This is a genomic window from Chryseobacterium fluminis (assembly GCF_026314945.1).
GTDB lineage: Bacteria > Bacteroidota > Bacteroidia > Flavobacteriales > Weeksellaceae > Chryseobacterium > Chryseobacterium fluminis.
In genome coordinates this window covers 4,053,151-4,067,109 of the sequence record NZ_CP111121.1, presented here as the reverse complement: position 1 = coordinate 4,067,109, position 13,959 = coordinate 4,053,151, and the positions used below count along the sequence as shown (strand labels likewise).

At 39.1% G+C, this 13,959-nt stretch carries 13 protein-coding genes; 2 read left to right on the top strand and 11 right to left on the bottom strand.

From position 1 onward, the window contains the following. Positions 1 to 439 precede the first annotated feature (439 nt). The 3 genes from ODZ84_RS18615 to ODZ84_RS18605 all read right to left on the bottom strand — a co-directional run bounded on the left by ODZ84_RS18615 (position 440) and on the right by ODZ84_RS18605 (position 4,089). Positions 440 to 1,996: a T9SS type A sorting domain-containing protein gene (locus tag ODZ84_RS18615; RefSeq protein WP_266173886.1), complete on the bottom strand. Its 1,557-nt coding sequence runs from the start codon at positions 1,994 to 1,996 to the stop codon at positions 440 to 442. A gap of 392 nt (positions 1,997 to 2,388) precedes the next feature. After that, a complete protein-coding gene (hmpA, locus tag ODZ84_RS18610; protein WP_266173885.1) occupies positions 2,389 to 3,594 on the bottom strand; it encodes an NO-inducible flavohemoprotein in 1,206 nt (401 codons plus the stop codon). Positions 3,595 to 3,651: 57 nt separating this feature from the next. Further along, positions 3,652 to 4,089 (bottom strand): RrF2 family transcriptional regulator, encoded by a 438-nt coding sequence (locus ODZ84_RS18605; RefSeq protein ID WP_266173884.1) that lies wholly within the window; start codon positions 4,087 to 4,089, stop codon positions 3,652 to 3,654. Positions 4,090 to 4,548: 459 nt separating this feature from the next. Here ODZ84_RS18605 and ODZ84_RS18600 point away from each other — a divergent pair, with 459 nt between their 5' ends. Next, the gene (locus ODZ84_RS18600) at positions 4,549 to 5,568 is read left to right on the top strand and encodes a M23 family metallopeptidase (RefSeq protein ID WP_266173883.1); all 1,020 of its coding nucleotides are present in this window, start codon (positions 4,549 to 4,551) and stop codon (positions 5,566 to 5,568) included. Positions 5,569 to 5,706: 138 nt separating this feature from the next. Here ODZ84_RS18600 and ODZ84_RS18595 read toward each other — a convergent pair whose 3' ends face one another. The 4 genes from ODZ84_RS18595 to ODZ84_RS18580 all read right to left on the bottom strand — a co-directional run bounded on the left by ODZ84_RS18595 (position 5,707) and on the right by ODZ84_RS18580 (position 8,388). Then, positions 5,707 to 6,357, bottom strand: coding sequence for an NAD(P)-dependent oxidoreductase (locus tag ODZ84_RS18595; RefSeq protein ID WP_266173882.1), 651 nt, complete (start codon positions 6,355 to 6,357; stop codon positions 5,707 to 5,709). A gap of 54 nt (positions 6,358 to 6,411) precedes the next feature. After that, positions 6,412 to 6,822 carry an Rrf2 family transcriptional regulator gene (locus tag ODZ84_RS18590; RefSeq protein ID WP_266173881.1) on the bottom strand — a complete coding sequence of 137 codons (411 nt, stop codon included), beginning with the start codon at positions 6,820 to 6,822 and terminating at the stop codon, positions 6,412 to 6,414. 65 nt (positions 6,823 to 6,887) lie between these two features. Beyond that, positions 6,888 to 7,838 carry a hypothetical protein gene (locus tag ODZ84_RS18585; protein WP_266173880.1) on the bottom strand — a complete coding sequence of 317 codons (951 nt, stop codon included), beginning with the start codon at positions 7,836 to 7,838 and terminating at the stop codon, positions 6,888 to 6,890. Between the two features lie 115 nt (positions 7,839 to 7,953). After that, a complete protein-coding gene (locus ODZ84_RS18580; protein WP_266173879.1) occupies positions 7,954 to 8,388 on the bottom strand; it encodes an FKBP-type peptidyl-prolyl cis-trans isomerase in 435 nt (144 codons plus the stop codon). Between the two features lie 342 nt (positions 8,389 to 8,730). Here ODZ84_RS18580 and ODZ84_RS18575 point away from each other — a divergent pair, with 342 nt between their 5' ends. Beyond that, positions 8,731 to 9,729, top strand: a complete 999-nt coding sequence (locus ODZ84_RS18575; protein ID WP_266173878.1) for a catalase family protein — start codon at positions 8,731 to 8,733, stop codon at positions 9,727 to 9,729. Positions 9,730 to 9,933: 204 nt separating this feature from the next. Here the strand turns inward: ODZ84_RS18575 and ODZ84_RS18570 are convergent, their stop codons facing one another. From ODZ84_RS18570 to ODZ84_RS18555, 4 genes are all read right to left on the bottom strand, one after another. Beyond that, positions 9,934 to 10,983, bottom strand: coding sequence for a TerC/Alx family metal homeostasis membrane protein (locus ODZ84_RS18570; protein ID WP_266173877.1), 1,050 nt, complete (start codon positions 10,981 to 10,983; stop codon positions 9,934 to 9,936). Between the two features lie 157 nt (positions 10,984 to 11,140). Continuing rightward, positions 11,141 to 11,752: a TerD family protein gene (locus tag ODZ84_RS18565; protein ID WP_266173876.1), complete on the bottom strand. Its 612-nt coding sequence runs from the start codon at positions 11,750 to 11,752 to the stop codon at positions 11,141 to 11,143. 58 nt (positions 11,753 to 11,810) lie between these two features. Further along, positions 11,811 to 12,761: a hypothetical protein gene (locus ODZ84_RS18560; protein ID WP_266173875.1), complete on the bottom strand. Its 951-nt coding sequence runs from the start codon at positions 12,759 to 12,761 to the stop codon at positions 11,811 to 11,813. A gap of 16 nt (positions 12,762 to 12,777) precedes the next feature. Continuing rightward, a complete protein-coding gene (locus ODZ84_RS18555; protein WP_266173874.1) occupies positions 12,778 to 13,953 on the bottom strand; it encodes a toxic anion resistance protein in 1,176 nt (391 codons plus the stop codon). Positions 13,954 to 13,959 lie beyond the last annotated feature (6 nt).

Sequence of the window (13,959 nt, the reverse complement as noted above, 5' to 3'; positions counted from 1 at the left end):
AGGTTCAGAACTGGTTTGTACGTATACAGATAAAGCTTTTATGAGAATGGCGCGGAAAAATTCGCCTTTACTTATAATTATGATGGAAGCTGTTTTATGATTGATAGCGTTGAAACCTATCAGCAGGATATCTTCGCAGGGGATATTGGGACATCTAAAACAGATTTTACCCGGATGGATTTAAGTATTATAAAAATTCCGAGCCTTTAGTTCCCTATTAACATAGTAAACGGGCATATTGAATTGTCGCATGCTCTTATGCAAGTCATTTTAAATAATCATACGTTCTCTGATAAATAAAAAGACTGCCTTTTTAGACAGTCTCTGAATGTACCTGATAGGAAATTTGATAAGGGTAGAATTTTATTAAGAACGTTCATCTCATATTCCGGTTATAGCTCTATTGCATGTATCGAATTTCCGGAGAGAATAATCTTCTTTATTGCTGCTTACTCATCTTTTTTATAACCTTACCGCCCTGATCATCTTCCATAACGAAAATATACATCCCCGCGCTCAATTCCTCCAAATGTAAAACTGAAGTTGGATTTCTGATCATCCTCACCATTTTTCCTGATACATCATAAATACGAATGGACTTTATATTTTGATCCCGATCAATATGTAAAGCATTTTTAAAGGGATTAGGATAGATCCTTAACTGTTCTTTTTCAGCATCTCCGACCGCCAGGAGAGGCGATTCTTCGTAAATGATATCATCGATAAGAACACTATAGGACGGATTTCCGGTGTGTTTCATGGCCAGCCTGTTTACTCCAGCAGGCAACACCGGTATTGCAAACGAGAAATTATCAACAGCAGTGGTGCTGGCAGAGGTGTAGGTCGTCAGTACATTGAAATGATCAGAACTGTCCAGATAACCGATCTCTACCGTTCCGCCGGGAGTTGTGTTGGCTCTTGCTTTAAATTTTAAACGATGTGTCCCCAGCTGTAAGGTATTTACCGGAGGCAAAGATATAAATCCGGTAGAAGGTAGAAATGTATGGATATACAAAGCATTGGGAGCGCTTCCCACTGATTCCTGCTGAATTCCCGCATAATTCCCGGCTCCCAGATTCTTCCAGCACCCTGGTAACTTACCCACCTGACCGGAGTCAAAATTCTCAGTAAAATTCGCAATATCTGCGCATTCGGTAACGAAATTGGCAATCGCACTCCAGACACTTTTTTCTGATGCCGAGCATACCGATCTCACCCATATGTAATATTTTGACGCCGGATTTAAGTTGGATAAATGAACGGATGACTGATTGACAGCACCTGTAGGTACCGTAGCGCTGCCCGGAGCAGTATTACTGGTAGAAATATAATATTCGTACCCGTTTGTGGGTGGTGAAGCCGGAGCTGCCCATTGGACGGAAGCTGTACTGCCGGTTATGGTATTCACAGCTACATTCGAAGGCTCATCACATAATGGCGCCACGGTAATATTGATATCATCTAACTCCAGCCTGTTCATATTAGCATCCGAATAGGCTTTAAATCCTAAATAATAAATTCCGCTACTGGCAGGAGTAAAATCTGCAGAGTTACCGGCGGCGATGCTGTTCGTTATATTGGGATGGTCTGCCAATGGATAAAGCATTCCGGATTCAGAGGCTGAAATACCGTAGGCTACTTTTAATTTTTCAGGGTAGGAAATTCCGGAATTTCCATATTTATATTTTATTCTGTATCGGGTTCCGCCGGTAAGATTGATTCCCCGTGAAAAAAACCAGGTATTGGCAGGATTTGTCTGGTGATACTGATACCTTAAAATATTGCCTGTAAAGCCATTGCCGTGAAAATTTACGATTTTCCAGCTGTTTCCTGTACCGTAATTAATTACCGAAGTACATTCCGGAAAGAGTGGAGGCACGGCTGAATCGAGAGGGACAACGTAAGGGACATTCACCGCGTTACAGGCATTGGATTGAGCTTTAAAAAAACCAACAAACGTGATGCTGATGATAAAGGCTAAGGATATTTTTTTCATGAATATATTTTGTGACAAATTTAAATATATTTAGAATAAATAAAAATAACAAGCCTGTTATAAGGTCCTCAACGATCCGGCTCCGGAATTCTGATCTCTCTCTGAAGGCAAGGCTTATTAAAAATAACCTACTGAATAGCAGAATTAAAACAAAAAATCCCGAACATAAGGTTTTTCATATTAATTTATCCCTATATAGAAATTATCAATAGCGGTTATCAATTGAAGAGTCCACAAAATAAAGACTCCAAAAGTTGTCATATGTTGAATTCTTTTTGCGCGAATGATTTAGCTTTTCAGGAGACTCAGCTATCGAAGTATATTCTGCAGCTCATTGAGCGATTTGAGCAAAACCCGCACTCTACCTGATCGCATGAACTGCAGAACAAAGATTAATTCAACTGCAGGGAAGCCGGTCCGAATTCTTCAAAATGAATATGCTTTTTACTGACCCCATTCTGCAAAAGAAACTGGTAATGTTTGCTGATAAACGGCGCAGGTCCGCAAATATAGAAGTCGGATTCAGGCATCAGGACATCTTCTTTAATCATGGACAAATCTACCCAGCCGGAGTGAAAATCAGCACCGTCTTTTCCCGGAATGTCGTAAAAAATATGTTTTTTTAAGCAATCCAGATTTGCCAGTTCTTCTAACCTGTCTTTAAATGCATGTACCGCCTCGCTTCTGCAGCCATGAATCCACGTGATCGGCACACCAGCCGCATTATCATTTGAAATTAACTTTTCAAGCATAGACATGAGCGGTGTCTGGCCTACCCCTCCGCTGATAAATACTTTCGGATGATCGGAATTTACATCTAAAACAAAATTTCCGGCAGGAGCAGATACCTCAACTATGTCACCTTCCTGGATAAACTGATGAAGACGGTTACTGATCATCCCATCAGGATGCTGGCTTCCGGCTTCGCGTTTCACCGATATGCGGTAATACATGCCGTTCGGCGAACTCGAAATACTGTATTGTCTGGGCTGTAATAAATTGAGTTCCGGAAGAAACAGCCTTACACTGAGGTATTGTCCCGGAATAAAATCAGAAACAGCTCCCCCATCTGACGGATATAAATAAAAAGAGGTAATCTCTTCCGATTCTTTTATTTTTCTCTGAACTACAAATGATCTCCAACCGGCCCAGCCCCCCTTTCTGATCGTTTTCTGATCGTAAATATCCTGCTCATGACCTGCCATTAATTCGGCTAATTGCTGATAAGCTACCGTCCAGGCTTCCAATAATTCATCACTGGCGTCATCTCCCAATACTTCTTTAATGGAAGCAATTAAATGCTTTCCCACAATGGGATAATGATCGCGTCTAATATCTAAGCTGGTATGCTTATGACCTATGCTGTCTATTACCGGCAATAGTACACCCGGATCTTCAATATGTTCAGCATAGGCCAGAACAGTCATAGCCAAGGCGGTCTGCTGCTTTTTATTCTTCTGATTTCCCATATTGAAAACATGCTTCAGCTCAGGATTGTGCTCAAACATCCTGTTATAAAAATGGCTCGTCAACAATACTCCATGCTCTCTTAAAACAGGGATTGTTTTTTTCACTAATTCTTTTTGATTTTCTGTCATTTTATTAAAGATTATAATAAAGGACAAAAATGTCCTTTATTTGATTAAATTTTTTTTTCACTTATTTAAAGTTAACTGTCCATTGATTAATTCATTATTAAATTTTCCGATGGTGGTCTGATGCAGCATGAGCGTAATTTGACTTCTTACTTTTTTGAATTCGTCGTGCAAAGGACATGGGTTAGATTCCGAACAGTAACTCAGACCCATTCCGCAACCTTTAAACAGATCGTCTCCCTCTATCGCAGAAACAATATCGGCCAGCGGACGGCTCAGATCCTTCTCGTCCAGATAGAAGCCTCCATTCGGGCCTTTTGCAGAACTGATCAGTCCTTCTCTGCTAAGTTTCTGCAGAATTTTAGCCAGAAAAGATTCCGGAGAATTGATATTTTGTGCAATTTCCCTGATCCCTGTTTTATGGCCCTGATGTGATTTCTGAGCAATATAAAATACTGCCCGCATCGCATACTCACATGTCTTAGAAAAAACTCCCATATCAGATTCTTTTTGCGTTATTAAATCTCCACACCACTTTGGATCCGTATTCTACTGTCTGATCCTTGACCAGACATCATATGGCATTTCCAAAATTAGGATAATTAATTTTTATTGGGTAAAGATATAAAATAAAAGACAAAAACATCTTCTATTTTGTAATTTTTATTTACAGCTAATTCTGCTATTCTGCCCCGAATAAGTTGCGAAGCTGAAAGTTAAAATAGAAAGTTAAAAAAAATTGTACTCAAATCTTTCCGGGCACACTAAAAAAGGGGATTATCCGTTATTACCGGATAACTACACAATTGAATGTTAAATAACATCCAATCAAGTCAAAGAAATATTAAGTAAGAACGAACACATAAACTTATTAAGTTAATAAAAATAATGCTGAAAATTTATTTTTATTTAATTTTGCAGACTTAAACCGCTTTGTTTCATACTAAGAAAAGAAAAATGAAGAAATTTCTGAGCCGCAAAAAGAATGTGAATTTCCTTTTGGGAGCACTTCTGCTTATCGTTTTTGCACAGGGTATTTTTATAGCCAGCTTATTTTCAAAAAAAGATGATAAAACCTATGAAGTAAATCTTGTAAAAATAAACACAGAGAAAGACAGTGTCGATTACTTAAAAATCAAAACAGACCTTACCCTGGTAGATCAGACGGTTACCGAGCTGAATACGTTTCTGAAATCTAAAAATGTCCCGAGTGAAAAGGTAACGGTTCTGAGCAAAGACAGTATTTCAAACGCCATTTATCTGGCTAAGCAGGCCAACCGCTACAGCCAGTACCTGATGGATCTTCAGAAAAAACTGATGCAGGTCCCTTTGGGAATGCCTACCGACGGCTATATTTCATCTAATTTCGGAATCAGAAAAAATCCCATTCCTTTTAAGACGGTATATGCATCGGTAAAGGGAAACACAGCCGCTGAAACAAAACCTGCCGTGGCGGCCGCTCCGAAACCAGAAGTGAAGGCAGAACCCGTTGAAAAAATCATTGAAATTACCGACAGCTATGGAGATAAAAGGCAGGTTAAAGTGATGGTAACTCCAAAAGCAAGTTCCGCGCCTGCTGCTGCCCCTGCCGCGAATTTACCCGTAAAAAATACAGCAACGACGAAACCGCCGGAAAAAAATAATCCACCTGCCGAAGCTGATCAGATGCAGTTTCATAAAGGACTTGACATTGCTGTTCCGTTTGGATCCGATGTCATCGCTACTGCTGCAGGAACCGTCATTTTCTCGGGTCAGAAGGGAGGCTATGGAAACTGTGTCATTGTTTCTCACGGGAATGGGCTGGCCACCCTTTACGGGCACCTGTCTCAACTGATTGCCAAAGTAAATGATAAAATAAAAGTGGGTCAGGTCATTGCGAAGTCCGGAAACTCAGGCCGTTCTACAGGTCCTCATTTACATTATGAGGTACATAAAAACAATACGCCCGTCAATCCGAAATTATTTATGAATTTGTAAGAAATTTTCAGTTAATAATAAACGGCCGTTTCACTTTATCATGAAACGGCCGTTTTATTAATTTTACCGGCTCCCTGAGTAATCTGGTGATCATCTTCAGCGCCTCTATTTTAATTTGATTAACAGTAAAATAACAGATTAGTATGCTGCTGTAAATCGTTCTCGGATGTGATTGTTCTGTTCCAGTTCGTCTACCAAAACCACCGCAACATCTTCTACCGAGAGCACACTTCTTCCATTTTCATCAAAAACGGGGTTTTCCAGCGCCGTTCTGTATTTCCCTGTACGCACGCCTGCAGTTCCCTGATGCATCTCAATAGCCGGGCTGAAGAACGTCCAATCCAATGTACTGTTTTCTTTAATTTTATTTAAGTAATCTCTTGCTGCCGTAGCTCCCGGTTTGATGTCTGCAGGGAAATCCGGGCCGTCTACCAGTTGTTTCCCGTCGATATAAAGGCTTCCTGCTCCACCCACGGTAATGAATCTTTTTATCCCGGAATTTTCAACTGCCTTTTCTATATTGACGGATCCGTTTAAGAAATCATCATAAAGATTAGGATTGGTCCAGCCTGCATTAAATGCACTGATGACGGCATCATTTCCTTTAACGGCATCCGACAGTTCTTCCACATTATTCACATCAACGCTTTTTGCGCTTACCTGCTCACTTTCCTGAACTTTTGAAGCATCTCTTACAATTGCTTCTACCTCATAACCTCTGTTAACCAGTTCTTTTACAACCTGTGCTCCCACAAATCCTGTGGCGCCGATTACTGCTACTTTTTTCATAATATTTATTTAATTAACTGTAATAAAATTTGTTACATTTAAAGTCAAAAAAATTTATTCAAACTGATCTGTAAATTCTTTCAGACTCTTATTCCCTAAAAAATTAAGCACCAGTCTGTCTGTTTCAGCAAACAGATCGGTTAAATGATCGTTAATATCCCTTCCTACACTACAGACCGGATTAGGGTTTTGATTTTTTTTACCCAGAACGTCTGTATTTTTAACAGCTGAATAAATTTCTGAAATCGTAATTTCATCTGCATTTACTGAAAGCCGGGTTCCTCCTTCTTTTCCCTGTCTGCTGACTATTAATCCTGCTTCCCTCAGAACGCTCAACTCTTTCCGGACAACCGCGGGATTGATATTGATACTGCCAGCCAGCCATTCAGAAGTAAGCCACTCCCGAGGACTTTTAGCCAGTAAGGTCATGATATGTACTGCCGTAGCAAATCTTGTATTATTCATTGAATTACCGGACAAAGGTAAATAAAATTTTAATTGTAACAAATATTATTACAGTTAAATTCTTCTTAAAGAATTAATTTATCCAGATCCAGGAGTAAATAATTGATATTCTGATTAATGGTCCTGGTGGCAGACTGCATCTGATTAAGCATGGCTGCACGGTTATGGAGATCATCCGCGCGGTAAAAACCTCCGTCGCTGAAAATAACAGACTGGTCCGCTGCGGCCTTGTCATCATCAAACTGATAATGGAGCCACCTTTCTCTCATACTGCTGATGATGGAATGCTTTTCCATATTTGAAAACTTTTTTTCTGTATACATATACCAGATAAATGGTGGAAAATTGGGCGATTCCAGTTTATCTTTCCATATATCCCGCAAAAGATTTCTGGAATGGATAAATTCTACTTTTTTCCCTTTCGGATTAAGGGTTGCGAGACCAAATCCTGCTCCCAATACCCCCCCGCTGATATCTATCGCATTACTCCACCCGTTATCTTTCACAATGCCTCCGGCAATAGAGGCAGCAGCGCCCGCTGCAATAGAATATAGAATAAGTTTATTATTCCTGGAAGCATTCAGGTTATCCACATAGTTTCCGATTTGGGCTACCCTTTCCCCTTCGCAGTCAAATTCCGCGGCTACGGCGTCCAGTTCGGTCAGTGCGATGGTAATTTTACTGTTGATGATGCTCTTCAGCTGTAAAACCTTCACCTGGGACTGTATGGTCGAATCTTTTTTAAGTTCAACGATTTTATGTACTTCGTCAAGATTTCCAAGGGCGTTCAGAATCAGGATGCTTTGATCAGAAAACAATCCTTTCAGTTCCTGATTGGCCGCTATAATAGAATCTGAATCGGAGGATGGTAAAGTATTAGTGTAATGATACAGAAAAGGTGCTTTACAGTAGCTGTCTCTTAAGGTAAGAATATTCTGCCTGATTACCTGGTTCCGCTTTGAAACGCAGGACATCAATAAACTGAAAACAGCAATAAGATAAAATATTTTTTTCATTGATGTGTGCTATTAATTGCCGCATTGTGCACCGGAGCTTCTTTATACGAAGATACATAAATAAAAAAATTTACCCGGAAACCAGGTAAATTTTTAAGCTTTTTTTAATCTGAATTTATTTAATATCCAACAATTCCACTTCAAAAACAAGGGTACTGTTAGGTCCGATCTCTTTACTGATCTGCTGGTCTCCGTATGCCAGATGCGGGGGTATAATCAGTCTCCATTTGCTTCCTACGGGCATTAGCTGAAGCGCTTCAGTCCATCCCTTAATTACTTTATTCAAAGGGAAAGATGCTGGCGTTCCTCTTTTTACAGAACTGTCGAAAACCTTACCGGAAATTATTGTACCGTGATAATGACATTTTACGGTGGACTTCGGACCCGGCTTTGCGCCCTCTCCTTCTGTAATAATTTCGTACTGCAACCCGCTCGGCAATTCTACTACGCTTTCTCTTTTGCCGTATTCTGCCATATATTCCTGACCGTCTTTCAGGTTTTTCTCTGCTTGTTCTTTTTTACGTTTAAATAACATATCTGCTACTCCCATACTTGATAATTTTTACAAAGATAAGATTTTGAGGTAGTCCTATGGTGAAAACCTGAAGTTTTTGATAGGTGATCCGATATTTAGATAGATGCCCGGTGTGGCTTTGGTTACACCTATTACGGATACCATTCTACATAAAGAAAAAAGTTAAAAAGAAGATTTGATAAAGGGAAATGCTTTGATGGACAGGTAAAAACCTGATGGAATAAGAGTGTGTTTATTATCAGGATATTAATCATACTTATCTCGTTAATATATAAAGAATTTAAAAATTCAAATAACATTAATACTCCGTTAACGTCCTTCTCAAAACTTGGCGCTATAATTGAATTTAAAAACTAAATGCCAGATCCAGTAAAATATAATAAGAAATTTGATCAGCTTTCTGATGAGGAAAAAGAACTACTCGACATTGCAAAAAACAGCATTGCTGATTTTGTCGAGCATTCTCCTTCGGTAAGTGATGTAAACTATGCTACCAGAAACGCCCATGCCAAAACGTATGGCGTCGCAAAAGGTGATTTTCTGATCAGTAAAAATATTCCCGGGCAGTTTCAGAAATTTTTTGACAGGGAAAAATACGCTTTAACCATTCGTTTTTCAAATGCCCATCTGAAGATAAACCATCATAAAAAAGATATTCCTGCGTACGGTTTTTCTGTCCAGATTAAAGAGGAAAATGGTGACCTAATCGCCAACTATCCACTGGTTAATTTCCCTTTGTTTCCCATCAATTCCGTGAGTACTTTTCTGAAGTTATTTACTTCAGTCAATCGGTTTTTCATAAAAAAATGGAGTTCATTTTCTTTGGTGAGCCAGATACTGAAGGTCATCCCCTCAACATTCACAGGTTCATTTCTGAAGAATCTTTTTAAATTATGGTCTAAAAGAAATGATTTTCTGCTGTCATTTGACTACCATTCTGTAGGTGCTTACCGACTTGGTGAAAATATGATCAAGATAAAACTGAGACCGAAATCCGTTGACAGAAACTACGGTAAGAAGCTGGAGGTAAAAGAAGCTCTGGAAAACTACCTGAGAAATTCCGATTTTACTGCGGAAGTTCTGATCCAGATCTGCTACGATCTGGAAAATCAACCGGTGAACCGGTTGAATGTAGAATGGAAAAAATCACCTTTCATCAAAATTGGAGAAGTAAAAATAGATCAAAACAACCTCTTAGATCCGCGATCATGTGAAAACGAGCTGCTGTCTTTTAATCCTTTTGAAAGTAAGCCATTTTTTCAGCCTGTGGGTAAAATACAGACCCTGAGAAAAGAAGCATATAAAGTTTCCATGCAGACCAGACTGAAGATTAATAAGCTGTTGAAGTACAAATGATAAAATCCGGATATTTATACCGCTATTCCGGATTTGAATTTTAATTTCTACCACGTACGCGCACATCAACTGCTGACATTTCATCAAAAACAAATAAAAAAGGCTTTACCGTGATCTGCAAAGCCTTAATTATTTATATGATTCAATATTCAATCAATGTTATAGAATCTAATATTGCATCCATTTGAATGGATATCACTGAGTTTATTTTTCAATTTCTTCTTTATTCTGTATTTCTTCCTTTTTGTCAGGGAAAATAACGGATAAAATAACGGAAATGGCCAGCACTCCTCCTACGATTCCCAACGAAACCGGTGAAGAAATATGAATCCATGGTGCGATCAGCATTTTCACCCCGATAAAGGACAGGATAATGGCCAGTCCATAAGGAAGTTTGCTGAACATATGAATAAAATTGGCCAATAGGAAATATAAAGATCTAAGTCCTAAAATAGCGAAAATATTTGAGGTATAAAGAATGAACGGGTCATCCGAAATCGCAAAAATTGCAGGAATGGAATCTACTGCAAAAAGTACATCGGTGAATTCGATAACGGCTACAACTACTAAAAGCGGAGTTGCCATTTTAATTCCGTTCTGAACGGTAAAGAATTTATCTCCGACATAGTTATCGGAAACCTTCCAGAACCTTTTGATCAGTTTTGCACCTGCCGTATTGCTGTAATCTTCATCGTCATCATCATCACCGTCACCCCAGGATTTTATTCCCGCGTACACAAGGAAAAGACCGAAAAGCACCATCACAATATTAATCTGAACAGCTTTTCCAAAAATAGTCATTTCAGGTAAATAGGTCAGATTAATCAACCCTACTCCCGCAAAAATGAAGATGGCCCTGAAAATCAATGCTCCGATAATTCCCCAGAAGAGAACTTTGTGGTGCAGATATTTAGGAACTTTGAAGAATCCGAAAACAAGGATGAATACGAATAAGTTATCCACCGACAATGCTTTTTCAACCCAATACGCGGCCTGGTACTGTGTGAATTTTTCTACTGCTATGTCGTGGCTCATCGGAGATCCGTCGGTATTGAAAACCCAATACACCACGCCCGAAAAGATCATAGACAGCGAGATCCAGACGATTGACCAGATTGTGGCTTCTTTGGAAGAAACCTCATGACTTTTTTTATTGAAAACTCCTAAGTCAAGCAGGAGCATGATAACGACTGTTACCGCAAATCCCCACACCAGTCCTGGATGAAGATCTAAAATACCTTGATGTTTGTCCACTTTTATACTATGTTATTATACTACAAAAGCAATAGCTGTACGATGTACAATTATTGCCAGTTTTTTCACTTTAAAAATATAATTTTCAACAGCAAATAAATTTTTACGAAAAAAAATCGCAATTTTCGATTAACCTATTGCTGCTCAGTATTAGATTTTACAAATATTTCTGCTTAACCGTTTCAATAGTCTCCTGCAATTTTTTATCTGCTGTAGGATCTCCTATGGCATTGAATTTCCACTCGTTATTTCTCTTATAGAAAACACCCATCACCATAGAAACGTGTCCTTTGAAAGACGCATCATTGGCAATATCATATTTGGCAAAAACGTCTTTTACCTGGGTTGGAGAGCCTTCGAAAATACGGATTGACGCAAAAGGGATCGACCCGAAATCCTGACCTCTGTAGCTGTTCAAAACCATCGCAACATATTCAACATTGGAATCCAGACTGCTGAAATCTACCGTAATAACCTCATTATCGAGACCATCGTTGCCGTTGACATCCCCTGTTAAATCATCTCCACTGTGTCTTACAGATCCGTTTTTTGATTTCAGGTTACCGAAATAAATGACCTCAGTCGAGTTTTTGTTGGAGTCATACAGAATACAGCTTCCATCCAAATCAACCGCTTCCTTGGTTACCCCGCCGAAGAAACCTTTTTTCTCGATTGCTCCCCAGTTTATTCCTACACATGCCTGCGTAAGAGTGGTTCCATTTTCCTTCGTAAGGTTAATTCTTTGACCTTTTTGTAAGTTAATAGCCATCTTTTTATGTTTAGTTTGTTATTTAAATGAAAATCCGAGCGCACTGCCCTTTTCATTTTTAATTGTTATTTAAGTTTAAATTAAGCATTGCCCGTAAAATATTTGTTTCCTCATTGATATCAAATATTTTGCTCATAATATCTACATTTTCGAGATTTTTAAGATAATCTGCCAATACCCCGATAACCTGTTCGGGTAATACCCGCTTTCTTTCGTTGATGGTTTCTTCCAGATGTTCATTTTTTCTCCGTAGTTGATGAACAATCGTTCCCTGATTGGATTCGTTAGGCATCGTATTCAGTTTTTCCAGTTTTTTAGGATCTATTAAATACATTTTTTTGCCTTCGATGTCAAAAATGAACTGATCATCCGACTGGAAGATCTTAAAAAGCTCATATTCATTTCCCGCAATCGCATATCCACAGACAAAACGAACTTTAAAGTTCTGAATATTCAGTCTTCCCAGTAATTTCCTTTCGATCTGGTAATCCTGGTACTGATACGCCGGAAACGATCCTGATTTTAACAGTTCTTCATCAACATCAGACCTGTAAAACTCGGCAGCATATTTTTTATAAAAATACAGAACATTATCCCAGTTTACCCGAAATTTATCTTCCGTAAGATCTTTATAAATATTTTTTAACTGATTGGAAAACACACTGCTGTACATTTTCCTGTCGGTTTCAAAGCCATCTGTCTTTTTTTCTTCGAATCCTGAGATGTACTTATTATTAACGTCAATCTCATTAATAACAGCGAGCAGATCGGTTTCTTTCTGACGTTTGATTTTGGTTAGCAATTCGATCAGGCTGTCGGTATACTGAAGATGAAAAAGCTCAAGTTTACTGTAATCCAATCCGGTATTATCCTGAAAAAGGTGATGAATGATATCGGTCTTAATGTAGATCGATATGATGTCAACATTTTCAAAAAAATTGGCAAGAAGTTTAAGCTTGGTTAATCTTCTTTTGCTTTGAGACAGTATGTTTACCGCTTCATCATCCACCTTTACACTTTGTTATTTATCCTCTTACGTTTGCTTTTAATTCGTGTTCTAAAGTCATCAAATCCTGATCCAGTTTTCTTCTGCCTTCTGCACCCTGTTTCTGAATCTGCTTCACCTCGTTTAAGGTACTGATTAATTTCGAAGTGGTCTCCCTTAATGTATCAATAGAAACAATGGTCTGTTCATTGGCCCTGGCAACATTAACTGAATTCTGCCCTAAACGCTCAGCATTTTTTCTCAGAATTTCTTCTGTGGTGGCTGATACTTTCTGCTGAATTTCAATATTCTGCTGCTGTCTGTACATGGCTACGGCAAGAGACAGCTGGTTTTTCCATAATGGCAGGGTTGTGGTCAGAATCGTCTGCGCTTTTTCAGCGATCGAAACATTATTGTTCTGCACCAGTCTGATCTGGGGAAGCGACTGCATCATGATGACCCGTACGACTTTGAGATCAGCCAGCCTGCGGTCTAATCTCGCGATGAAATCTCTTTTATCTGCAATCTGGTAATCCTGGTAATTCTGGGGTGCGGCTTCCATCCCGGCCAGTTCCACTCCTGCTTTTTCCATTCTCATTTGCCCGGCAATGACAAGACCTTCGATTTGCTTGACTGCATTAACATTGCTTTCAAAAATCGTTTGTAAAACCGCATTATCCTTGGTAGAAGTAATAATCCCTGCATTTACCTTATAAGCGATCTGATCGATATTATTAACGATCTTATCATATTTTGCAAACAGATTCTCAATCTGCGTTACAATGCTTTTCATAAAGGGCAGCTTGCTTAAAAAGCTTTTAAATTTATTCTGATTTAATTCCTCTACGTCTACATAATTAAGTTCGACCAATAAATTATTAATCAATTCACCTACTTCCCCGGAATTTGATCTTCTGACATTTCCAAGGAAACTGTCACTCTGGTTAGACAGTGTCCTCTGAAGGTCGGCCCCGAAATTCACAATGGAACCCGGATTGGATTCATCAATGGAATCTGCCAGGACTTCATATTTCTGGCGTTCCTCTGGCTGCAGCTGAGCGAGGTTTACATTTCCTTCCCGATCGACAAGAACGGCAGGGGCTGCATTCTGGGCAGGCTGGTTCATCGCCGGTGCAGGCACAGGTGTCGGTTCGAATGTTTTAAGCGGCTCAATTGATCCCAGCGGATCTATGGGTTGATTTTCCTGATTATCCATGGTAAA

Bases quoted from the DNA above. Each gene is read 5' to 3' on its own strand.
- ODZ84_RS18615 (WP_266173886.1), bottom strand. From the start codon at position 1,996: ATGAAAAAAATATCCTTAGCCTTTATCATCAGCATCACGTTTGTTGGT.
- hmpA (WP_266173885.1), bottom strand. From the start codon at position 3,594: ATGACAGAAAATCAAAAAGAATTAGTGAAAAAAACAATCCCTGTTTTA.
- ODZ84_RS18605 (WP_266173884.1), bottom strand. From the start codon at position 4,089: ATGGGAGTTTTTTCTAAGACATGTGAGTATGCGATGCGGGCAGTATTT.
- ODZ84_RS18600 (WP_266173883.1), top strand. From the start codon at position 4,549: ATGAAGAAATTTCTGAGCCGCAAAAAGAATGTGAATTTCCTTTTGGGA.
- ODZ84_RS18595 (WP_266173882.1), bottom strand. From the start codon at position 6,357: ATGAAAAAAGTAGCAGTAATCGGCGCCACAGGATTTGTGGGAGCACAG.
- ODZ84_RS18590 (WP_266173881.1), bottom strand. From the start codon at position 6,822: ATGAATAATACAAGATTTGCTACGGCAGTACATATCATGACCTTACTG.
- ODZ84_RS18585 (WP_266173880.1), bottom strand. From the start codon at position 7,838: ATGAAAAAAATATTTTATCTTATTGCTGTTTTCAGTTTATTGATGTCC.
- ODZ84_RS18580 (WP_266173879.1), bottom strand. From the start codon at position 8,388: ATGGGAGTAGCAGATATGTTATTTAAACGTAAAAAAGAACAAGCAGAG.
- ODZ84_RS18575 (WP_266173878.1), top strand. From the start codon at position 8,731: ATGCCAGATCCAGTAAAATATAATAAGAAATTTGATCAGCTTTCTGAT.
- ODZ84_RS18565 (WP_266173876.1), bottom strand. From the start codon at position 11,752: ATGGCTATTAACTTACAAAAAGGTCAAAGAATTAACCTTACGAAGGAA.
- ODZ84_RS18555 (WP_266173874.1), bottom strand. From the start codon at position 13,953: ATGGATAATCAGGAAAATCAACCCATAGATCCGCTGGGATCAATTGAG.